Origin of the sequence: Massilia solisilvae (assembly GCF_024753215.1) — a bacterium.
Taxonomy (GTDB): domain Bacteria; phylum Pseudomonadota; class Gammaproteobacteria; order Burkholderiales; family Burkholderiaceae_D; genus Telluria; species Telluria solisilvae.
This window is the reverse complement of sequence record NZ_JANUGV010000007.1, coordinates 244,425-266,510: the sequence shown is the minus strand read 5'-3', so window position 1 is coordinate 266,510 and position 22,086 is coordinate 244,425. Positions and strand designations below refer to the sequence as shown.

The 22,086-nt window shown below is 63.9% G+C and carries 18 protein-coding genes; 11 read left to right on the top strand and 7 right to left on the bottom strand.

The genetic code is table 11. The features are described from left to right. Positions 1-154 precede the first annotated feature (154 nt). The 4 genes from NX773_RS20900 to NX773_RS20885 all read left to right on the top strand — a co-directional run bounded on the left by NX773_RS20900 (position 155) and on the right by NX773_RS20885 (position 6,566). Entirely contained in the window at positions 155-1,453 is a 1,299-nt protein-coding gene (locus tag NX773_RS20900; protein ID WP_258858199.1) for an HlyC/CorC family transporter, read from the top strand. A gap of 339 nt (positions 1,454-1,792) precedes the next feature. Beyond that, positions 1,793-3,481: a type IV-A pilus assembly ATPase PilB gene (gene pilB / locus NX773_RS20895; RefSeq protein ID WP_258858198.1), complete on the top strand. Its 1,689-nt coding sequence runs from the start codon at positions 1,793-1,795 to the stop codon at positions 3,479-3,481. 7 nt (positions 3,482-3,488) lie between these two features. Further along, on the top strand, positions 3,489-4,721 hold the full coding sequence (locus tag NX773_RS20890; RefSeq protein WP_258858197.1) for a type II secretion system F family protein: 1,233 nt from the start codon (positions 3,489-3,491) through the stop codon (positions 4,719-4,721). A gap of 204 nt (positions 4,722-4,925) precedes the next feature. Then, positions 4,926-6,566 (top strand): methyl-accepting chemotaxis protein, encoded by a 1,641-nt coding sequence (locus NX773_RS20885; protein WP_258858196.1) that lies wholly within the window; start codon positions 4,926-4,928, stop codon positions 6,564-6,566. 49 nt (positions 6,567-6,615) lie between these two features. On the opposite strand, the gene NX773_RS20880 is transcribed toward NX773_RS20885, so the two are convergent. Then, on the bottom strand, positions 6,616-7,992 hold the full coding sequence (locus NX773_RS20880; RefSeq protein ID WP_258858195.1) for an MBL fold metallo-hydrolase: 1,377 nt from the start codon (positions 7,990-7,992) through the stop codon (positions 6,616-6,618). A gap of 15 nt (positions 7,993-8,007) precedes the next feature. Further along, a complete protein-coding gene (locus tag NX773_RS20875) occupies positions 8,008-8,508 on the bottom strand; it encodes a flavin reductase family protein (RefSeq protein WP_258858194.1) in 501 nt (166 codons plus the stop codon). A gap of 202 nt (positions 8,509-8,710) precedes the next feature. Here NX773_RS20875 and NX773_RS20870 point away from each other — a divergent pair, with 202 nt between their 5' ends. The 5 genes from NX773_RS20870 (at position 8,711) to NX773_RS20850 (ending at position 12,488) form a co-directional block, all read left to right on the top strand. Then, on the top strand, positions 8,711-9,583 hold the full coding sequence (locus tag NX773_RS20870) for a prepilin peptidase (RefSeq protein ID WP_258858193.1): 873 nt from the start codon (positions 8,711-8,713) through the stop codon (positions 9,581-9,583). Between the two features lie 7 nt (positions 9,584-9,590). Further along, positions 9,591-10,223, top strand: a complete 633-nt coding sequence (coaE, locus tag NX773_RS20865) for a dephospho-CoA kinase (RefSeq protein WP_258858192.1) — start codon at positions 9,591-9,593, stop codon at positions 10,221-10,223. 79 nt (positions 10,224-10,302) lie between these two features. Beyond that, a complete protein-coding gene (gene zapD, locus NX773_RS20860; RefSeq protein ID WP_258858191.1) occupies positions 10,303-11,058 on the top strand; it encodes a cell division protein ZapD in 756 nt (251 codons plus the stop codon). Positions 11,059-11,068: 10 nt separating this feature from the next. Further along, positions 11,069-11,251 (top strand): DNA gyrase inhibitor YacG, encoded by a 183-nt coding sequence (yacG, locus tag NX773_RS20855; RefSeq protein WP_258858190.1) that lies wholly within the window; start codon positions 11,069-11,071, stop codon positions 11,249-11,251. Positions 11,252-11,546: 295 nt separating this feature from the next. Continuing rightward, complete coding sequence (locus NX773_RS20850; protein ID WP_258858189.1) at positions 11,547-12,488, top strand: LysR family transcriptional regulator; 942 nt, start codon at positions 11,547-11,549, stop codon at positions 12,486-12,488. Between the two features lie 153 nt (positions 12,489-12,641). Here NX773_RS20850 and NX773_RS20845 read toward each other — a convergent pair whose 3' ends face one another. From NX773_RS20845 to argJ, 4 genes are read right to left on the bottom strand one after another with little or no spacing between them, the layout of a single operon-like run. After that, positions 12,642-13,943 carry a D-amino acid dehydrogenase gene (locus tag NX773_RS20845; RefSeq protein WP_258858188.1) on the bottom strand — a complete coding sequence of 434 codons (1,302 nt, stop codon included), beginning with the start codon at positions 13,941-13,943 and terminating at the stop codon, positions 12,642-12,644. Positions 13,944-13,964: 21 nt separating this feature from the next. Beyond that, positions 13,965-14,381 carry an NUDIX domain-containing protein gene (locus NX773_RS20840; RefSeq protein ID WP_258858187.1) on the bottom strand — a complete coding sequence of 139 codons (417 nt, stop codon included), beginning with the start codon at positions 14,379-14,381 and terminating at the stop codon, positions 13,965-13,967. Further along, on the bottom strand, positions 14,374-15,264 hold the full coding sequence (locus NX773_RS20835; protein ID WP_258858186.1) for an ATP-binding protein: 891 nt from the start codon (positions 15,262-15,264) through the stop codon (positions 14,374-14,376). The genes NX773_RS20840 and NX773_RS20835 overlap by 8 nt, the downstream gene beginning before the upstream one ends. Positions 15,265-15,268: 4 nt before the next feature. Beyond that, the gene (gene argJ, locus NX773_RS20830; protein ID WP_258858185.1) at positions 15,269-16,495 is read right to left on the bottom strand and encodes a bifunctional glutamate N-acetyltransferase/amino-acid acetyltransferase ArgJ; all 1,227 of its coding nucleotides are present in this window, start codon (positions 16,493-16,495) and stop codon (positions 15,269-15,271) included. A gap of 183 nt (positions 16,496-16,678) precedes the next feature. On the opposite strand from argJ, the gene NX773_RS20825 reads away from it, so the two are divergent. Continuing rightward, a complete protein-coding gene (locus tag NX773_RS20825; RefSeq protein WP_258858184.1) occupies positions 16,679-17,737 on the top strand; it encodes an AI-2E family transporter in 1,059 nt (352 codons plus the stop codon). A 42-nt stretch (positions 17,738-17,779) separates the two neighbouring features. Here the strand turns inward: NX773_RS20825 and NX773_RS20820 are convergent, their stop codons facing one another. Next, positions 17,780-19,957, bottom strand: coding sequence for a hypothetical protein (locus tag NX773_RS20820; protein WP_258858183.1), 2,178 nt, complete (start codon positions 19,955-19,957; stop codon positions 17,780-17,782). A gap of 340 nt (positions 19,958-20,297) precedes the next feature. On the opposite strand from NX773_RS20820, the gene NX773_RS20815 reads away from it, so the two are divergent. Next, positions 20,298-21,971, top strand: a complete 1,674-nt coding sequence (locus NX773_RS20815) for a tyrosinase family protein (RefSeq protein WP_258858182.1) — start codon at positions 20,298-20,300, stop codon at positions 21,969-21,971. Positions 21,972-22,086: the final 115 nt, after the last annotated feature.

Genomic DNA, 22,086 nt, shown 5'->3' with positions numbered 1-22,086 from the left:
CGTTCGCCGGGACGACGGTGGCGATTCGCAAACTTGCACACCTATTAAGCTTGACTTAGAATCGGCCTCTGCGGCTTCGCTTTCGATCCGCCCAGTGCTGGCAAGCAATGCTTTGCGCATCGCCCCAGAATTCCCTTTTCCTTTACGGTGAGCCTTGGATACCGTACCGCTTTGGGTGCTTGTCCTTGCACTCGTCTTCCTGATTCTCTGCTCGGCCTTTTTCGCGATGGCGGAAACGGCCCTGATGGCAGCCAACAAATACCGCCTGCGCCACCTTGCCAAACGCGGCAACCGGGGCGCGATCACGACGCTGTGGCTGCTCGACCGCACCGACAAGCTGCTGTCGCTGGTGCTGATCGCAAACACCGCAATCAACGCCATGGCCACCGCGCTGGTCACCGCCATCGCCATTTTGTTCTTCGGCCACGAGGAAAGCGTGATCACCGTTGCCACGGCCGTCGTCGCCTTCCTCCTGATCGTGTTTGCCGAAATCTCGCCCAAGGTCATCGGCGCAACCTATCCGGAAAATATTTCGCTCGGCGCCAGTTTTATCCTCAAGGCACTGATGAGCGTGGCCAAGCCGGTCATCTGGTTCGTCAACCTGTTCGTCGCGATCATTCTGCGCCCGCTGGGCGTGCGCGCGGGGGCCAGTGCGCACCAGCACCGCCTGTCGCCCGAGGAGCTGCGCTCGATCGTGCTGGAGGGCGGCAATTTCATCCCGCAAAAGCACAAGAGCATCCTGCTCAACCTGTTCGACCTGGAAAAAATTTCGGTCGAGGACATCATGACCCCGCGCGCCCAGATCGAGGCGATCAACCTCGCGCTGCCGATCGAGGACATCAAGAACGAGCTGGCCACCTGCTACCACAACAAGCTGCCGGTCTATGAAGGCGAGATCAACAAGATCGTCGGCATCCTGCACGTGCGCAACGCCGTCGGCCTGCTGAACCTGGCGGAGGAACTCGAGGTCGAACACATCCGCGAACTGCTGACCGAGCCCTACTACATCCCGCAGGACACGGGCGTCTTCACCCAGTTGCAGTATTTCCAGGAAAACCGCGAGCGGCTCGGCATCATCGTGGACGAGTACGGCGAGGTGCAGGGCCTGGTCACGCTGGAAGACATCATCGAGGAGATGATCGGCGACTTCACCACGTCCATGCCGGGCGCGGGCGGCAGCGACGGCTTCGCCTGGAATGCACAGGGCGAGTGCCTGCTCGAAGGGACCACGCCACTGCGCGACATCAACAAGCGGCTCGGCCTGAATCTGCCCACCGACGGGCCGAAAACGGTCAACGGCTTGCTGCTCGAATTGCTGCAGGAAATTCCCGACGCACCGATCGCGCTCAGGATCGGCAATTGCGTGATCGAGGTGGTGCAGGCGCAGGACCAGGCGATCAAGGTGGTCAAGCTGTTGCGGCCGGCGGGACGGCGCCAGCAACTGGCCGCTTGAACCGCAGGGTGGGCTCTCGAGCTCACGCGCTTGTTCGCTTGGCGCGTGTGGCCGCGTAGGCACAGCTGCCCCCTACGCCCGCCGCGGCGTTGTTGAACTGCCAGCTCAGTTGACCTTATGCAAAGCCCCGCCCGCTTGCGCGCCGCACCATAGCCATTTTGTCTGCGTGGCAGGAGCGCATCTTCCCGCGCTGCAACGCTTTACAAATATTTTTCCCAAAGGCATCATCCAAGAGTCCGTCCGGGCGGCTTTGGCCCTGCCCGGCGTTTTTTCCGCCACTGGTTTTGTAAAACGGCTCTTATGGCAGCAGTCCTCCCTACCGCGACTACAGGTACGCCGATGTCCGGCCTGGCCCGCGCGCTGGTGCAGGCGGGACGCCTGACCATGCCGCAGGCCGACGCGCTGCAAAAGGCCGCCAGCGCCGAAAAGGTCCAGTTCATCGACGCGCTTATAGCGAGCAAGAGCATCGACAGCGCGTCGCTGGCAAGCTTCTGTGCCGAGACCTTCGGCTATCCCCAGCTCGACCTGTCCGCGTTCAACCCGGGCGCGATCCCGTCCGGCGCGATCGATGCCAAGCTGATGCAGGCGCAGCGCGTGATCGCGCTGGCCAAGCGCGGCAACAAGATGTCGGTGGCGCTGTCGGACCCGACCAACACCCAGGCGCTCGATCAGATCAAGTTCCAGAGCGAGGCCACGGTCGAGCCCGTGATCGTGGCGCACGAGTCGCTGCTGGCGCTGCTGGCAAGCCTGAGCAAGAGCGCGGAGGAGGCGCTGAACGAGCTGGCCGGCGAGGATGCCGAGATCGAGTTTGCCGAAGAAGAAGCCCAGCAGCCGGCCGCGCCCGAGCCCCAGGCCGAGGTCGAGGACGCGCCGATCGTCAAGTTCCTCAACAAGATCCTGATGGATGCGGTCAACCTGGGGGCCTCGGACATCCACTTCGAGCCGTACGAAAAGTTCTACCGCATCCGCATGCGCGTGGACGGCGTGCTGCGCGACCACGCCCAGCCGCCGCTGGCGATCCGCGACAAGCTGGTCTCGCGCATCAAGGTGCTGTCCAAGCTCGACATCTCGGAAAAGCGCGTGCCGCAGGACGGCCGCCTGCGCCTGATCGTCTCGCCGACCAAAACCATCGACTTTCGCGTCTCCACCCTGCCCACGCTGTTCGGCGAGAAGACCGTGATGCGTATCCTGGACTCGACCCAGGCGCAGATGGGCATCGACTCGCTCGGCTACGACCCGGACCAGAAGGCGCTGCTGCTGGACGCGATCCAGCGGCCGTACGGCATGGTGCTGGTGACCGGCCCGACCGGCTCGGGCAAGACGGTGTCGCTGTACTCGTGCCTGAACGTGATCAACAAGCCGGGCATCAACATCTCGACCGCGGAAGACCCGGCCGAGATCAACCTGCCCGGCGTGAACCAGGTCAACGTCAACGACAAGGCCGGCCTGACCTTCGCCGCCGCGCTCAAGTCCTTCCTGCGCCAGGACCCGGACGTGATCATGGTCGGCGAGATCCGCGACCTGGAAACGGCCGACATCGCGATCAAGGCCGCACAGACCGGCCACATGGTGTTCTCGACGCTGCACACCAACGACGGCCCGTCGACGCTGACGCGCCTGATGAACATGGGGGTGGCGCCGTTCAACATCGCCTCGTCGGTCATCCTGATCACCGCGCAGCGCCTGGCGCGCCGCCTGTGCAGCTGCAAGCAGCCGCTCGAGACCGAGCGCGAGGCGCTGGTGGCGGCGGGCTTTCGCGAGTCCGACCTGGAAGGCGACTGGAAACCGTACGGCCCGGTCGGCTGCGAGCGCTGCATGGGCTCGGGCTACAAGGGCCGGGTCGGCATCTACCAGGTGATGCCGATCACGCCGGCAATTGAAAAACTGATTCTCGCAAACGGCAACTCGATGCAGATTGCCGCGCAGGCCGAGGCGGAAGGCGTCAACTCGCTGCGCCGCTCCGGGCTGATGAAAGTGAAGCAGGGGCTGACCAGCCTCGAAGAAGTGCTCGGCTGCACCAACGAATAAGGAACCCATGGCCACTTCCGCACCATCGCGCAGCGCCGCCGGCGCCACCAAGGAAACCGTCTTTGCCTGGGAAGGCAAGGACAAATCCGGCCGCACCGTGCGCGGGGAAATCCGCGCGGCCAGCGAATCGATCGTGAACGTCACGCTGCGCCGCCAGGGCGTGCTCGTCACCAAGGTCAAGAAGAAGGTCTACCGCACCGGGAAGAAGATCACGGACAAGGACCTGACCATGTTCACGCGCCAGCTCGCGACCATGATGAAGGCCGGCGTGCCACTGCTGCAGTCGTTCGACATCGTGGGCCGCGGCCACGCCAACCCGTCGATGGCCAAGCTGATCATGGACCTGCGCGCCGACGTCGAGACCGGCACCGCGCTGAACAATGCCTTCCGCAAGTACCCGCTCTACTTCGACGCGCTGTTCTGCAACCTGGTGGGCGCCGGCGAGCAGGCCGGTATCCTGGAAGACCTGCTGGCGCGCCTGGCCGTGTACAAGGAAAAGACGCTCGCGCTCAAGTCCAAGATCAAGTCGGCGCTGATGTACCCGTGCTCGATCCTGGCGATCGCGTTCGTGGTCACGGCGGTGATCATGATCTGGGTTGTGCCGGCGTTCAAGCAGGTGTTCTCCAGCTTTGGCGCCGACCTGCCGACCCCGACCCTGGTCGTGATGAGCATCTCGGAATTCTTCGTCCAATGGTGGTACCTGATCTTCGGGTCGCTGTTTGGCGCACTGTACTTCTTCTTCCAGGCGTGGCGCCGCTCGGTCAAGGTGCAGAACGCGATGGACCGCTTCCTGCTGCGCCTGCCCGTGTTTGGCGACGTGATACGCAAGGCCACCATCGCGCGCTGGACCCGCACGCTGGCCACCATGTTCGCGGCCGGCGTGCCGCTGGTCGAGGCGCTGGACTCGGTGGGCGGCGCATCCGGCAACTTCGTGTACGTCGAGGCGACCAAGCGCATCCAGAACGAGGTGTCCACCGGCACCAGCCTGACGGTCGCGATGCAGAACGCCGACGTGTTCCCGAGCCTGGTCACGCAGATGGTGGCGATCGGCGAAGAATCGGGCGCGCTGGACGGCATGCTCGGCAAGGTCGCCGACTTCTTCGAGGAAGAGGTGGACGAGGCCGTGGCGTCGCTGTCGTCGCTGATGGAACCGCTGATCATGGTCATTCTGGGCGTGCTGATCGGCGGCCTGGTGGTCGCGATGTACCTGCCGATCTTCAAGCTGGGTTCGGTGGTGTAAGCCCCTCCCCGCGCTTTTCCCTGCTTCGTCGACGGCCCGGCAGGCGCACCCAAGTGGTGCGTTTCCCGGGCTGTTTCCCGTGGGTACTTTTGGTACCTATTTGATGGACATCAAGTACACACAAGTTGCAGCGCTGCTAACCTCGCGGCCATTCGAATGCTGCCATGCAGCATGCCGTGCCACCCCAAGGTTTAGGAGGAAGCCATGCGACGCAACCTGCCAGTGACAGACGTTGAGTACGTCCTGAAAGATCACGAGACAATTGTCAGCAAGACTGATCTCAAGGGAAAAATCACCTACGCCAATCAGGAGTTCATCGACATTTCCGGCTTTTCCGCCGAAGAATTGCTCGGCTCGCCGCACAACCTGGTGCGCCACCCGGACATGCCGCCCGCGGCCTTCGCCGACATGTGGGCGACGCTGAAATCCGGCAAGGCGTGGTCAGGCCTGGTAAAGAACCGCTGCAAGAACGGGAACTTCTACTGGGTGCAGGCGAACGCGGCGCCGCTGTACGAAAACGGCCAGCTGGTCGGTTACACCTCGATCCGCAGCAAGCCGGCGCGTGACCAGGTCGAGGCTGCGCAGCAGATCTACCACGCAATCAACGCCGGCAGCGAAGACATCCTGATACGCGAGGGCGCCGTCATCCGGCGCAGCTGGCGCACCCCGCTGTCGCGACTGGGGCAATGGTCGGTCCGCGCCAAAATCATGGCGCCCCACTTGTTGCTGGGAGCGATGTTCGTGCCGGGCGTGCTGTCGGGCGGCGTCGGCACCGGCCTGCGCGTTGCCGGCGTACTGGGCATCACCATCTGCGCCGTGTCCGCCGCATTGCTGGTGCGCGCCGTGCTGCGGCCGCTGCACAGCCTGCGCGAGGACGTGGCACGGATGAGCAGTGGCGACATGGCCGGCCACATCCGCGTCGATGGCAAGGACGAGGCGGGACAGCTGGCGGAAACGCTGCGGGTGCTGCAAACCAACGTCAAGGTGCTGATCGGGCAGATCCGGGAAGCGACGGTGGTGGTGGCGCAAGGTACCGCGGGTATCGCGTCGGGCAATGCCGACCTGGCCGCGCGCACCGAGGGACAGGCGGCAGCGCTGGAAGAGACGGCTGCGTCGATGAACCAGCTCACTTCCACCGTCAAGGGCAACGAGGACAATGCGCACCGCGCGCAAGCCGAGATCGCCACCGCCGCGCAGATGGCCGGCAAAGGCGGCAAGGCCGTGAGCGAAGTGGTCAACAAGATGCAGCTGATCCGCGAAAGTTCGCGCCGGATCGAAGAGATCATCTCGGTGGTGGACGATATCGCGTTCCAGACCAATATCCTGGCGCTCAATGCCTCGGTGGAGGCGGCGCGCGCGGGCGAACAAGGCCGCGGTTTCGCGGTCGTGGCCGCCGAAGTGCGCAACCTGGCACAGCGCTCGGCAACTGCGGCCAAGGAAATCAAGCACCTGATCCGCGACGCCTCCGGGCACGTGGACGATGGCGCAAGCTCGGTCGAGCAGGCCGGCCAGACGATGGAGCAGATCGTCGGCCAGGTCGAGCGCGTCGCACTTTACATGAGCGACATCTGCAGCGCCAGCCGCGAGCAGAGCCAGGGCATCGAGCAGGTCAACCAGGCCATCATCCAGATGGACGGCGCGACCCAGCAGAACGCCGCGCTGGTGGAACAGGCGGCGACGTCCTCGGCCCAGATGCGCAGCCTGGCCGAGGAACTGGCGCGCCTGGCCGCCTGCTTCCGGCTGCACCAGGCGGCCGAGGCGCAGGTGCTTGACATGCCGCAGCGGGACCCCGCTGCGGGCAACATGGCGCCAAACAGCGCAGGAGACCAGCGCAAGGCTGCCTGAGCCGCGCTTTTTGCCGTCGGCGAGTGCTCCGCGCGCGGCGAACGTTGACTCAGGACAGTCGCAAGGCCGTCTGCAACTGACGCCCGGCCCGCGCCAGGGCATTGCGCGCGAGATAGCGCACGGTGTGCAGCGGCCGGCGCCGGTCGTAGCCGTTCTTTGCCATTCGCTGCGGCAGGAAGAAGCGGCTGAACACGCCCAGCGCCTGGGCGTGCGCGGTGCGGAAGCGCCCGTTCACCTGGGTCGTGTCGAAGCCGTATTCGTTCTTGAACAGGAAGGCGGCGTTATTCGAGCTCATCGCCACGTGGAAGGCCGCGTCGCGCTGCAGCACCTTCCACCCCTGCCGGTACGAGACCTGCACCGTCTGCTGCAGGTCGGACAAATGGATCACCAGCGGCTGGATGCGCCGCGAAAATTCCAGCGCCGCCGGCAGCCCGTGCAGGCTTTCGGCCATCGACGACCGGTACTTGAGGAAGGCGGATTTGATGTCCGCCAGCGGCACTTCGGGCGCCGCCGGCAGCAGGCGTGCGCGCTGGTCGAGCAGCCCGGTCCAGTGCGCCAGCGCCAGCTCGTGCTCGCGGGTGAGGCTGGCGGCGCTGTCGCTGTCCAGGTCCACCGTGCTGCCCGGGCGCAGGAAGCGGATCGTGTGCGACCAGCGCGCCAGCGCAGGCGCGGCCACGATGTCCTGCGGCGTGTTCTGCTGCTCGTTCAGGTAGGCGTTGTCCGTTGCGCTGAAATACACGAATGAGGCAAACGGCACGGTGACCCTGGGCTTGAGGTGCTCCAGCTGCAGCGCGATCCGGCTGATCTTTTCGCGCGCGGCAGCACGGTGCAGGCTGGACTGGCCGGGATTGCCGACCCAATTGGCATACCCGAACTGGGTGAACAAATAATCCACGCGCGGCGCGAGCGCATCCAGCCTGGACTTGACGGCCCGGCAGTGCTTGTCGGTGGTCAGTGCGCAGTCGTTCAGGTTGACGATGGTGCGCCCGCCGCTGTTGATCAGGCACCACGAGTCGCCGTCGCTGTACGGGAACACGGTGATGCGCATGTCGTGCCCGAGCGCGACCGGCACGCCCTCTTTGCACTCGGCCACGTCCAGGCCGTTCTTGCGCAGGTAGCCGACCACGCGCTTGTCCAGCGTGTGCTGGAACAGGAAGGTGGCGATACCGCGGAACTGTTCCCTGAATTTTTTGAGGAAGGGGATCGAGAAATGGTCCGGGTGCTCGTGCGAGAACCAGATGAAGACCGGCAGGCCGGCCTTGTTCAGGCGCGCGATGAGCGCCTCGCTGCTGGTGGACTGGTCGAGCAGGCTCCAGCCGTTGTTGAAGGCCGGCCCTTCCAGCCATGGATCGACCAGCAACAGGGCGCTGTCGTTCTCGATGATGAAGCTGGCGTGGTTGACGAAGCTGAGGCGATTTCGTTGCATGATGGCGTCCCAGGGTCAGATGGCAATGAATTTTCCGCCGTGAAAACCGAGCGGCTTGGTCGGGTTGACGTGGCAGCGCTCGACCTGGCCGACGAAGATGACGTGGTCGCCCTCCAGGTAGCGGCTGCGGTTGCGGCACTCGAACCACGCAGCCACCCCGGGCAAAATGGGCATGCCGTTGTCGGAACACAGGTAGTCGAGCGCCTCGAAGCGATTGCCCACGTTGCGCGAAAAGTGCAGCGCCAGGTCGAGCTGGTTGGCAGCGAGCACGTTGACGGTGTAGTGCGATGCGGTGCTGAAGGCGGCCATGCTGCGCGCCGTGTTGGCCAGGCTCCACAGCACCAGCGGCGGCTGCAGCGAGACGGAGTTGAACGAATTGACGGTCAGTCCGTGCAGGTTGCCGTCCGGCGCGCGGGTCATGACCACCGTGATGCCGGTAGCAAACTGCGACAGCGCGGCGCGGAAATAATCGGTATCGAAGTCGGGAGCCAGTGCCTCCCCTGCTAACGTAGTCATGGACCGCCCCGATGCAGTTGGCATGAGTGCAGCGTAGCGGGGCCGGGCATGGTCACGGCTGATCTCGGACAAACGGGTTCGATCTGCTGGCGCCGCCCGCTTAACAAGGCTGAGCCCGCTAAACCCGGCTTCGCCAAACCGGCCAAAACCCCCTACAATAAGATTGATTACAAGAATTATTTCTCGACCAAACTGGAGCCGTATGCCACCGGAATCGCTACTCTTCGCCGCGCCCGCCTCGCTCGCGCCGACCATCGCCGCGGTCGTGCTGGGGCTGTTGATCGGCAGTTTCCTGAACGTGGTGATCCACCGCATCCCGGTCATGATGCAGCGCGAGTCGGACAACTACGTCGCGCACGAGATGGGCAAGGACCTGCCGTACACCGACCGCTTCAATTTAATGGTGCCGCGCTCGCGCTGCCCGCACTGCGGCCACCAGATCACGGCGCTGGAAAACATCCCGGTCATCAGCTGGCTGGTCCTGCGCGGCAAGTGCAGCGCCTGCAAGGCGCCGATTTCGGCGCGCTATCCGGCGATCGAGCTGCTTACCGGGCTGCTGTCGGGGCTGATGGTGTGGACCTTCGGCAGCGGCTGGATGGGCCTGGCCACCCTGCTGTTTACCTACCTGCTGGTGGCGATGACCTTCATCGACTACGACACCCAGCTGCTGCCGGACGACCTGACCTACCCGCTGCTGTGGGCCGGGCTGCTGCTGAACCTGAATGGCACCTTTGTGCCGCTGGCCGATGCGGTGATCGGCGCGGCGGCCGGTTACCTGGCGCTGTGGTCGGTGTACTGGCTCTTCAAGCTTGCGACGGGCAAGGAAGGAATGGGCTATGGTGACTTCAAGCTGCTCGCGGCGCTGGGCGCCTGGCTGGGCTGGAAGGCGCTGCCCACCATCATCCTGCTGTCGTCGGTGGTGGGCGCGCTGGTCGGCATCAGCCTGATCGTCTTTGCCAGGCGCGGGCGCGACAAGCCGATCCCGTTCGGCCCCTACCTGGCGGCGGCGGGCCTGATCGCCCTGCTGTACGGCGGCCCGATCGCGCGCTATACGCAGACCCTGCTGGCTGCCTGACCCTTCAATGGAACCTGGCCAAGGAAAACTGTTCACCGTCGGCCTGACCGGCGGCATCGGCTGCGGCAAGACCACCGTGGCCGACCAGTTTGCCGCCCGCGGCGCCTCGGTCATCGACACCGACCAGATCGCCCACGCCCTCACCGCGCCGCACGGCGCCGCAATGCCCGCCCTGCTGGCCGAGTTCGGTGAGGAATTTGCCACCGCCGAGGGCGCCCTCGACCGCGCCCGGATGCGCAACCTCGTATTTACAGACCCGGGCGCGCGTACCCGCCTGGAAGCGATCCTGCACCCGAAGATCCGCGAAGCGACCATCGCGGCGGCCGCCATTGCCACCGGCCCCTACGTCATGTTCGTCGTGCCGCTGCTGATCGAGTCCGGCACCTGGGCCGGGCGCGTCAGCCGCATCCTGGTGATCGACTGCCCCGAGGAGCTGCAGGTGCAGCGCGTGATGGCGCGCAGCCGCCTGCCGGAGGCCCAGGTGCGCGCCATCATGGCGGCGCAGGCAAGCCGCCAACAGCGGCTGGATGCGGCCGACGACGTCATCCTCAACGACGATGGAATGGAGCTGCTGGCCCCCCAGATCGAGCGCGCACACGCGTTCTACCTGGCCCAGGCAGCCAGAATGGCAACAATGTAACGTCAGAGTTTGTAATTTTGCGCCGCTTGGTTCAGAATCACGGGGTTGCTCGCCAGCCTACATTCAGAGGAATGTTATTTTGATCGTCTACGAATACCCTTTCAACGAGCGCATTCGCACGTTGTTGCGGCTGGAAGACCTGTACGAGAAGTTCAAGTTCTTCGTGCATCAAGAGCACGCGATGCAGCATCACGTGGCGCTGTCGACGATCTTCGACATGCTGGAAGTGGCTGGACGAGCCGACCTCAAATCCGACCTGCTGCAGGAGCTGGAGCGCCAGAAGCAGAGCCTGCTTTCCTACCGCAGCAACCCGAACGTGGCCACCGAGGCGCTGGACGCCGTGCTGGCCGAGCTGGATGCAGTCAGCAGCGCCCTGGTCAGCGCCCAGGGCAAGACCGGCCAGAACGTGCGCGACAACGAATGGCTGATGAGCATCCGGGGCCGCACGATCATCCCCGGCGGCGCCTGCGAATTTGACCTACCCTCTTACTACGCCTGGCAAAAGCGCCCGGCCGAGCAGCGCTTCCAGGACATCATGAACTGGTTCGCGCCGCTGACCCCGCTGTTCGACGCGCTCGGCCTGGTGCTGCGCCTGCTGCGCGACTCGGGCCGTCCGGTCAAGATGATCGCGGTGGCCGGCAGCTACCAGCAAATGCTGCAAGGCAAGGTGTACCAGATGCTGCGGCTGTCGCTGGACGAAACGCTGGGCGCGATTCCCGAAATTTCGGCGAACAAGTACATGCTGTGGGTGCGCTTTACCACCCAGGGCGGCGACCTGAAGCCCAAGTCGCTGGAAGAAGACGTGCCGTTCGAGCTCACGCTCTGCAACTTCTGAGGTTTTTGCGATGACCGTTGTCTCCTGCCCGACCTGCGGCAAGAAGGTCGAGTGGACGGAAAAGAACAAATACCGCCCGTTCTGCTCCGAACGCTGCAAACAGATCGACCTTGGCGCCTGGGCCGAGGAAAAGTACACCATCCCCGCCGCCAATCCCACCGACAAGCAGGACGATCCGCTCGCGGACGAGTAAGCGCGCTCCCGTTCATCGGCTTTGCGTAGGGTGGGCGTTCGGCTGGGCGCTGCCCAGCCTCGCCCTGCCCACGCGTCCAATTGAAGCGGCCTGCCTTGAACGCGTGGGCGGGAGACCCGCCCACCCTACGTTCGTTCGTCCGCCCGGCGCGCAAACCGGATATCGACATGATTCCAGCGCATTTGTTAAAAGTCGCCGGAGTCATCATAATGAGACGGGCTGCCAGCGACCACATCACTGGTCGCATGCGCTATTCAACCCAAGGATAGTCTTTCACCGGCCGGGATCTTTATCGATGAACTTCCAGACGTTCGACCTGAACCTGCTCCGCATTTTCGATGCGGTCATGACCGAGCAAAACATCACCCGCGCCGCCGAGCGCCTGTCCACCACCCAGCCGGCGGTTTCGAACGCACTCAAGCGCCTGCGCGAAGCGGCCAACGACGACATCCTAGTGCGCACCGCGCGCGGCATGAAGCCGACCCCGCGCGCCGAAGAACTGTGGCCGACGGTGCGGGCCGCGCTGGCCAGCCTTGAAAACGTGCTGGCGCCGGAGCACTTCGACATCTCCACCGCCAAGGCCAGCCTGCGCATCGCGATGGCCGACTCCACCGCCAACCTGCTGCTGCCGCAGCTGATGGAGCGCATCCGCAAACAGGCGCCGGGCATCGACATCCGCATGATCCCGCTGCCCGGACGCGACCCGCGCCCGATGCTGCTCAATGCCGACGCCGACCTCGCGGTCGGCTCGTTCCCCGGCATTGTGGCGCAGCTGCGCGAAGGCCAGCAGCGCGACGTGACGCTGCACCACCTGCGCCTGTACAGCGGCGAGCCGATGTGCATCATGCGCAAGGGGCATCCGCTGGCGGACCAGGAACTGACGATCGACCGCTACTGCGATGCGCTGCACCTGTTGGTGAGCTTTTCCGGCAGCCCGTCCGGGCCGGCGGACGACGTGCTGGCCACGCTGGGGAAGTCGCGCCGCATCGCGCTGACGGTGAACCAGTTTTCCACGGCCTTCCACATGGTCGCGTGCAGCGACCTGATCGCGGTGGTGCCGCATCACCTGATCGAGGCATCGAACTTCGCCGACCAGCTGGAGGTGAAAGTGCTGCCGTTCCAGCTGCCCATCGTGTACGTGGACATGCTCTGGCACGAACGCGACATGCGCCATCCGGTGCACAAGTGGGTGCGCGAGACGGTCACGCGCATTCCGGCGGTGTCGGAGCACGACTGACGAAGATCAGTCGAAAAAATATGACACGTCGTCCCCGCGGAGGCGGGGACCCATAGACCGTTTGCAGTACGAATGCGCCTAAAGCCGTGTGTCAGCCGGCTCAGCATGGGTCCCGGCCTTCGCCGGGAAGACGGTCTTATGGGTAGTGGTTGGTCAGGCCGCGACCACGATCCCGCTCGGCACCTGCACCGGCTTGTTGATGCTGCCGTAGCGGTCCATGAACAGCCCTTCGAGCGAGATGTCCGGCTGGCGGCCCGACAGGATGTCGGCCGTCACGCGCGCCGAGCCGCAGGACATGGTCCAGCCCAGCGTGCCGTGGCCGGTGTTGAGGAACAGGTTGCGGTACGGCGTGGGGCCGACGATCGGCGTGCCGTCCGGCGTATTCGGGCGCAGGCCGCACCAGAACTCGGCCCTGGACACGTCGCCGCCTTGCGGGAACAGCGAGGTCACCGAGTGCTCCAGCGTCTCGCGGCGGGCCTGGCGCAGGGTCAGGTCAAAGCCGGTCAGCTCGGCGGTGCCGCCCACGCGGATGCGGTCGCCCAGGCGCGTGATCGCCACCTTGTAGGTCTCGTCCATCACCGTCGATTCCGGCGCGCCGCTGGCATCGGTAATCGGCACCGTGATCGAGTAGCCCTTGACCGGGTACACCGGGATCTTGATGCCGATCCTGCGCAGCAGGAAGGGCGAATAGCTGCCCAGCGCCAGCACGTAGTGGTCGGCCTTGAGCTCCCCTTTCGAGGTCTTCACGCCGACGATCCTGTCGCCTTCGGTGACCAGGTTCTCGATGGTGACCTCGTGGCGGAATTTCACGCCCAGCTCCTTGGCCATCTCGGCCAGCTTCTGGGTGAATTTGAAGCAGTCGCCGGTCTCGTCGCCGGGCAGCTGCAGGCCGCCGACGAAGCTGCCGCGCACTTTGGCCAGCGCCGGCTCGGCCAGCTCGCAACCCTTCGGGTCGAGCACGTTGTACGGTACGCCCGACTGCTGCAGCACCGCGATGTCGGTGGCAGCGGCATCGAGCTGCTTCTGGGTGCGGAACAGCTGCAGCGTGCCCATTGCACGATCGTCGTAGGTGATGCCCGTGTCCGCCCGCAGCTGCTTGAGCACGTCGCGGCTGTACTCGGCGATGCGCACCATGCGGCGCTTGTTGATCTCGTAGCTCTTGTGGTTGCAGTTGGCGAGCATCTGCAGCATCCAGCTCCACATGTCCGGATCGAAGCGCGCGCGCACCACCAGCGGGCTGTGCTTCATCAGCAGCCACTTCACGGCCTTGGCCGGCACGCCGGGGCCGGCCCACGGCGTTGCATAGCCCGGCGAAATTTCGCCGGCGTTGCCATAACTGGTCTCCATGCCGGCTGCCGGCTGGCGATCGATGACCGTCACCTCGTGGCCAGCCTTCGCCAGGAAATACGCGGAAGTCGTGCCGATGACGCCACTACCCAAAACGATGATTTTCACAGCGGTCCTTCAACAGATTGGTTAACTGCCTGACCTTGCATAGCGCAGCTGATCGAGCCATTCAAGCAAGGGGATGGTTGCGGGCAGCAGCGGGGTCACCGCCACCTGCCCTTGCCACGCAAAGGCCTGGCCTTCCAGGCTTTGCGGTTCGCCGCGCCATTCGCGGCTGATGAAAAAATGCAGGCGCACATGCGCATGCGGATACACGTATTCGACCCCGCACCACTCTTCGGCCGAAAGAACCTCGATCCCGAGCTCCTCGACGAATTCGCGCTTGAGCGCGGCCAGGATATCCTCGCCCGGCTCCACTTTCCCGCCCGGGAATTCCCAGTAGCCGGCGTACGGCTTGCCGTCCGGCCGCTGGCCGAGCAGCACGTCGCCGTTGGGACGCAACAGGATGCCGACCGCGACATCGACCGGCCGCTTCGCTTCAGTCATCGGCCTGCCCGTCCGCCAGTTTGCCGGCGTAGTCCTTGGCGAACTGCCAGGCCACACGGCCCGAGCGCGAGCCGCGCTGCAGGGCCCAGCGCAGCGCGTCGGCGCGTGCGGCCTCGATCTGCGGCGTGCTGCAGCCGAAGCTGGCCAGCCAGTGCGCCACGATGTCGAGGTAATCGTCCTGCTTGAACGAGTAGAACGAGACCCACAGCCCAAAGCGCTCGGACAGCGAGATCTTCTCTTCCACCGTTTCGCCGGGGTGCAGGTCGCCATCGTCGCCGTGCGTGTAGCCGGCGTTGTCCGACATCTTCTCCGGCATCAGGTGGCGCCGGTTCGAGGTCGCGTAGATCAGCACGTTGTCCGACTGGGCGGCGATGCTGCCATCGAGCGCCACCTTGAGCGCCTTGTAGCCGGCCTCGCCTTCTTCGAACGACAAGTCGTCGCAGAAGATCACGAAGCGCTCCGGCCGGCCAGCCAACAGGTCCACGATGTCCGGCAGGTCGGCCAGATCGGCCTTGTCCACTTCGATCAGGCGCAGGCCGTCATCGGCGAACTGGTTCAGGCAGGCCTTGATGAGCGAGGACTTGCCGGTGCCGCGCGCGCCGGTCAGCAGAACGTTGTTGGCCGGCTTCTTGCGCACGAACTGGCGTGTGTTCTGCTCGATCGCCTGCTTCTGCGCTTGCACGTGCTGCAGGTCCTCGAGCCGGATGGTGGAGGCATGCAGCACCGGCTGCAGGTACTTGCCGCCGCCGCTCGCGCGCTTGCGCCAGCGGAAGGCAACGCTGCGCTTCCAGTCGGGCTCGCGCGGCACCGGCGGCGGCAGCATCGCCTCCACGCGCGTGAGCAGGGCCTCGGCGCGCTGCAGGAACTGTTCGAGCTGGGACATGGGATTACGAGCGGTAGTCGGCGTTGATGCTCACGTAGTCGTGCGACAGGTCGCAGGTCCAGACGGTTGCGCTGGCGTCGCCGCGCGCGAGCTTCACGTTGACCAGGATCTCGGGCTTGTTCATCACGCGCTGGCCATCTTCTTCCTGGTATTGCGGATTGCGGCCACCGGCTTTCACCACGAGCACGTCGTCCAGGTACAGGTCGAGCCTGGAAGTATCGAGGTCATCGATGCCGGCGTAGCCGATCGCGCACAGGATGCGGCCCAGGTTGGGGTCGGATGCGAAGAACGCGGTCTTGATCAGCGGCGAGTGGGCAATCGCGTAGGCCACCTTGCGGCACTCCTCCACGTCGCGGCCGCCATCGACGGTCACGGTGATGAACTTGGTGGCGCCTTCGCCATCGCGAATGATCTGGTGCGCCAGGTTGCGCGAGATCTCGGTGACGGCATCGCGCAGCGCCGCGTATTCCGGCGTATCGAGGCTGTTCACTTCCAGCGATCCGGCGCCGGTGGCCATGACGATGAACGAGTCGTTGGTCGAGGTGTCGCCGTCGATGGTGATGCAGTTGAACGAATCGTCGGCCGCGTGCTTGACCAGTTCGTTCAGCACCGGCTGCGCCACCTTGGCGTCGATCGCCAGGAAGCCCAGCATGGTGGCCATGTTCGGGCGGATCATGCCGGCGCCCTTGCTGATGCCGGTCATGGTGACCGTGTGGCCGCCGATGGTCACGGTGGCCGATGCTGCCTTTGGCTGCGTGTCGGTGGTCATGATCGACTCGGCAGCGTTGAACCAGTTGTCCGCCTTGAGGTTGGCCACGGCCGCCGGCAGGCCGGCGATGATCTTCTCCACCGGCAGCGGCTCGAGGATCACGCCGGTCGAAAACGGCAGCACCTGCTGCGCGTCCAGCCCGAGCAGTTTGGCCACTTCGGCGCAGGTCTGGCGCGCATTGGCCAGGCCCGGCTCGCCGGTGCCGGCGTTGGCGTTGCCGGTGTTGACCACCAGTGCGCGGATCGGCTTGGCGGCTGCAAGATGTTCCCTGCTCACCAGGACCGGGGCGGCACAGAAGCGGTTCTTGGTGAAGACACCGGCGACGGTAGCGCCTTCGGCCAGCTTCATCACCAGCACATCCTTGCGGTTCGGCTTCTTGATGCCGGCTTGCGCAAAGCCCAGTTCAATACCGTTGACAGGTTTCAGGTCTGCCGCGACAGGCAGGGGAGAATTGACAGCCATGGCGTTCTCAGGTGGATATAGGAAATCCGATATTGTACCGCCACCACGAAACAATGAGAGCCGTGCAGCTTTTCCCGGCAATAGCGATTGTGCGGTCGCGCTTAACCTGAGCTAATGGCTTAACAAAGGCCACCAGGACATGAAATCTTTATAATGCCTGCAGCCTTTCGCATGGAGAACCGGATGTCCGAAACCCAACGCAGTGTGCTCAGTGCCGTCTTTTCGCTCGCGATCATCGGCTTTGCCATTTTCGTGACCCAGCGTTTCGTGCTGCCCCTGCTGTGGGCCGCCATCCTGGCGATTGCGACCTGGCCCTTGTACAAACGGGCGCTGCGCTCGCTGGGAGGACGCGAGATCGGCGCCGCGCTCGTGGTCACGGTGATGTGTGCGGTCGTGTTCATCACCCCGCTCGCCTTGGGCATCATGCAGGGGGCCAAACAGGCGCCCGCGCTGGCCGCGCTGGTGGCCAGCGCCAACAACGAAGGACTGGCCGCGCCGGACTGGCTGGTGCGCATTCCCCTGATCGGCAATGCCGTCCTTAATTGGTGGCAGACCACGCTCAGCCAGCCGCACGGCCTGACGCACCTGCTCACCGACGGCTCGGTTACTCGCATGCATACCGCGAGCGAGGTGCTGCGCACGTTCGGCAGCGGCGTCATGCACCGCATGATCGACGTGCTGTTCGCCTTCCTGTGCCTGTTCTTCTTCTACAAGGACGGCGCCGCGCTGCAGTCGCAGCTGGACGCGATCGGCAACCACCTGATCGGCAGCCAGCGCTGGGCGCTGTATTCGAACCGTGTTCCGATCGCGATTCGCGCCACCGTCAACGGCCTGGTGCTGGTCGGGCTGGCCGAAGGCATCCTGCTCGGGATCGCGTACGAATTTGCAGGCGTGCCCTCGGCGGTGCTGTGGGCGGCCGCAACCGGCGTGCTGGCGATCATCCCGTTCGGCGCGCCGCTCGCGTTCGGCAGCGTGGCGGCGCTGCTCTTCTACAACGGCAACACCATCGGCGCCGGCGCCATCATCGCGTGGGGCGCCGTCGTGCTGTTCGTGGCCGACCATTTCGTGCGCCCGACCATGATCGGCAATGCGACCAAGCTGCCGTTCCTGGCGGTGTTGCTGGGCATCCTCGGCGGCGTGGAGACGCTCGGACTGATCGGGCTGTTCGTCGGGCCGGTGGTGATGACGCTGTTCGTGACGCTGTGGCACGAGGAGAAGGTGTTCCGGCGGCAGGCCCATTAGCGGGCGCCAGGTCTTTCGCGGCAATCTCTGGCACTCTTAAAATTAGTCCTCAACGCGCTTCGTTAACCCTGATACAACTGCAACCAAGAGCAAGCTGGCCATCCACCCGAAGAGTATCTCGATCCAAACAACAAGGCGGACGATGTGTTTAAGGCTAAGCGCCGTCAGTTCCTTCCACCAGCTCTCGCTCGGGGTAGGGACCTTTGGCGCCCAGTCCCGTTCCTGCTGAAGGTCCACAAGGGGAAGGATGAGATCCAGGGAATAAGCTAATGGGCTGAAGCCTGTGTATTCTTCGGGTAATTGATCGCAGAGATACCAGTTTGCCGGGATTACGGTTTTATTGATGACTCGATCAGTCGCGCAGTCCTGATACTTCTCATTCTGGAAGACAAGCGGGTTCGATGGCGCCATGACGCCCTGAAGTGCAGCAACCCAGTAGAGCGCCGCGCAAACCAACCATACGAGGACACACCAGCTTACCAGCCGGAGAGGTCTGTAACCGTAGCCGATCAACGCACCGAAAATGTAATGGGCTGCCCGCGACGCCGCACGGGAAATCTCTTTGCTAACAGGATTTCGGTGAGCGGGGGATTGCCCGATCAAACCTGCAAAGCGTAACCGCTCTTCGTACGCGATAGATATCTCCCGTGCATCCTCGAAATGCCCCATCTGTCGCAGAACTTGGCGCAATTGCCTCCACGGTTGAGGCTTAAAGCCGTCTTTAACGGATTCAAGACCGGAGTGGTCGGCCCTTTGTTTGTCCAACCACCGCAGTCGCGCTGCCGCATCGACTGGAGCGGCCGCGATACTCCCGTAGGTAAAGCCGTCAAGGATCAATCCCCCGCCCCAGCTAATCTCATCGTCAACAAGTATGCCGACCTTAGCGCCCGTCAGGATCACGCCATCCACTGGCTTGCGCATCCTCCGAAAGAAGAAACTCTTCTCGACCACCAGCGCATCGGCTAAGACCGCCACCCCGTTTGGATTTTCGTAGGTCGAATCGGCACAACTGAGGCTCCCACCGATACGCATGCCAAGCAATCGAATTTCACCAACCGAGGCAAACCCCTCGGACAAATATACGTTGCCATCAACACATGCGCGATCACCAGCGAACGACGCTCCTGCCCCAACGCATAGGCTTGCTCCCTTGAGCGACAGATTTCCGGCGATGTGCGCGCCGACGATGCGAGTCTTCCCGGACGCGGAGAACCCCTTGGAAAGAAAAACCGTTCCTCCAATCACCGATCTGTCCGCCGAAAACGCATCACCGTGCTCACCGGTCAGCTTGCTTCCATTGAAGTTAAGCGTGCCGGTAATGTGCGCGCTCGTCAAGCGCACTGTCCCGTTAATTTCCGACTCACGGCAGGTGAAGCCGCCCCCAATTGTTATGCCTTCAGCGCTCAGTGCAAACTCCTTCGAGCTTGTGAGCACCAATTTATCCGCATCCAAATTCCCGCCAAGCCTGACAGCGGAGAAGTTAATGGAGCCTCCTGCTGAACAGCCGTCGCCTATAAAGATATCACCTCCGATGGTGGCACCATGCGCCTGGATGGCGCGTCCGTCACGGCCAGGAAAGCGAGCACCATTGCAGAACAATGATCCTTCTATCTTGGCACCGCTGAATACAGCTAAAGAAGCCTCAAACCCGCCCGCGAGAAAGACGCCGCCTCCAACGATCGCGTTCTCTGCGCGGATGTCCGAGACGCTCGATCCGTTGCAATTAATGTCCCCGCCGATCCGGGCGCCTCGCAAAAACAAATGCCTGCAACCCTGCATTTCGCGCAGCCACAAGTCCCCTGTGCAAGAGATCCTTTGTGCGTCAAGTCCCGGCGCCTTGCAACCTTTGAAGACCACGCTGCCACGAATATTCGTATCCGCGAAATTGATCGCCTGCGCAAAGGTGCAGTTGATGAACTTCAGGGTAGACTCGATGTGAGCGGACGCCAACTTTAGTTCCTCGTCGACCCAAGCACCAGTAAGCTCAAATACGCTTCCTTTAATCGCGCTATCGATCCCTCCCAGTAGCAGGAACCGAACGAAATTTGCACGAACAATGTTGGCGGGTGACGGAGCGTCCGGGCGTACCTGCCCTGTTGGAACGGGTGATCCGAGCGTCCAGGAAGACAGAAGCTCCGCTTCCTTCTCTGACAGCGGCTCGAGATCCTTCAGACGCCTACGCGCATCCGCCGCACCCCCACGACTTCCTCCGTTGCGCATAAATTGATCCCATTAAAAATAGTCAGCTATTGAATCGGAGAATTGTAGTCGACGGATTGCAATAAGAACATTCGCTAGGCCGACCGTTGAAAATGGAAGCTAGGATTGTTTGGGCGGTCCGCCACGATGTTGCATGACGAAAAGCTGAGGGGCGCTCGGCGCTATGAACGCTTTCCGGCCAGTGCTCGTTTTTCGCCGGAAAGTCATTTCCCTTTTCGATTGGCAATTGACGCGAAACCTTGGCTTCGCTGATGTGACCGTTTGAGCTTTGGCACGGACCGCGCGTCCGCGCACGCTAGGCTGAGCTCGTATCAAGCCCTGCACTCAAACGGAGCAACCCATGATGAAACCGCCGAGCAATACGTTCAGCGTGTCACGCCGTGATGCGCTGAAGAAAACAGGAATTGCCGTTTGCGCCAGCATGCTGCCGCTGGCCTCTTCACTGGGCCAGTCGGTGGCCAACGGCGTGCGCTACCGCCGCTACAACGCGTCGGGACCGCACGGCCCGCGCATACTCAAAAGCTATGCGAAAGCCGTGCGCGCCATGCTCGCGCTGCCGCCGGAAGACCCGCGCAACTGGTATCGCCACGCCATCATCCACACGGTGGACTGCCCGCACGGCAACTGGTGGTTCCTGCCCTGGCACCGCGGCTACCTGGGCTGGTTCGAGCAGATCTGCCGCGAGCTGAGTGGCGATCCCCAGTTCGCGCTGCCGTACTGGGACTGGACGGCCGAGCCCAAAGTCCCGGATGGCATGTTCGACGACATGCTCGACCCGAACCACAGCGCCTACATCCCGACCGCGCCCGACTTCGAGGCGCGGCTCAAGCGTGCGATCGAGAACTCCGGCTACTGGACCTCGCCCGGCGGCGTGTTCCAGCAACGCTCGCAATACGGCCAGCTACTGATGCGCCGGATGCGCTTCGACCCCGACCTGATGTTCGACATCGTGACCGATCCGTCCGGCCGCCTGTTCTACGACCAGCCGGGCGCGCGCGGGCTGCGGCGCGAGCACCCCGAGTTTACGCCGATGACGGCAGCCGCGGTGTCGATCGGCACCATCCATGCCGCGCTGGCGGCGCAGGACTTCACTACCTTCGGCAGCTTCAAGGCGCCGAATCACAGCGCGATGGCGGGCTTCGGCATCCTCGAGGCGCAGCCGCACAACCTGGTGCACCGCTGCGTGGGCTCGCGCGACTGTAACTTTGTCGATGCGATGGGCTTCATGACCGACATGCTCTCGCCCGTCGATCCGATCTTCTTCCTGCACCACGGGAACATGGACCGCCTGTGGGACGTGTGGACGCGCAAGCAGCAAGCGCTTGGCCTGCCGACATTGCCCGCCGGCTCGGAACTGCGGACCGACCTGCCGGACGACCAGAAATCGCCCGAGGAAAAGAACACCGATTACTACCGCTGGGCCAGCGAGCCGATGCTGTTTTTCGTCGACAGCACGGGCGCGCCGGTGGCGAAGACGCGCGGCGGCGACTACGAGGCGATGGCGGCCTTCCACTACGACTATGAGCCCGGGTCGGGCGAGGATGTGGTCGCGCAAGCGAAGGGCAAGCCGAAAGGCCGGCTGGCAGCGCGGCGCGTGTTCAGCGGCAAAGTCGTCGACCGGCTCGGCCGGGGTGGACAGGCGGCCAGTGGTCTTGTGCAGCTCCCGGCCGGCGCCATCGAGCAGGCCACAGCTGCGGGCAGCGTACTGGTCGCGAACCTGACGCTGAACTTCCCGCATTCGGAACACAACGACTATGTCATCGTCGTCAACGGTCCGGACGACCTGTCACAGGTGGATGCGGCCAGCCCGTTCTACGTGGGCGCGATCGCCATGTTCGGCCACCACGCACACGGTGCGGCGCTGTCCTACGTGATACCTCTCGGGCAGAAGCTCGGCCAGGTGGCAGCGGACGGCAACGTGCGGTTGCGCGTTGTGCCGATGCATGCGGCGCACGACGGCATGGGCCATGGGGGCGCCGTGGAGCTGTTGGCGGTGAACGTCGAGGTGTACTGACCGTGGCCACGCACGATACAGTATCGCGGCCGCACTGACTGAACGCGTGGGCAGGGAGACCTGCCCACCCTGCGTTTTCACCGAAGCCGAAAAAAACGGCAGGTGCAACCTGCCG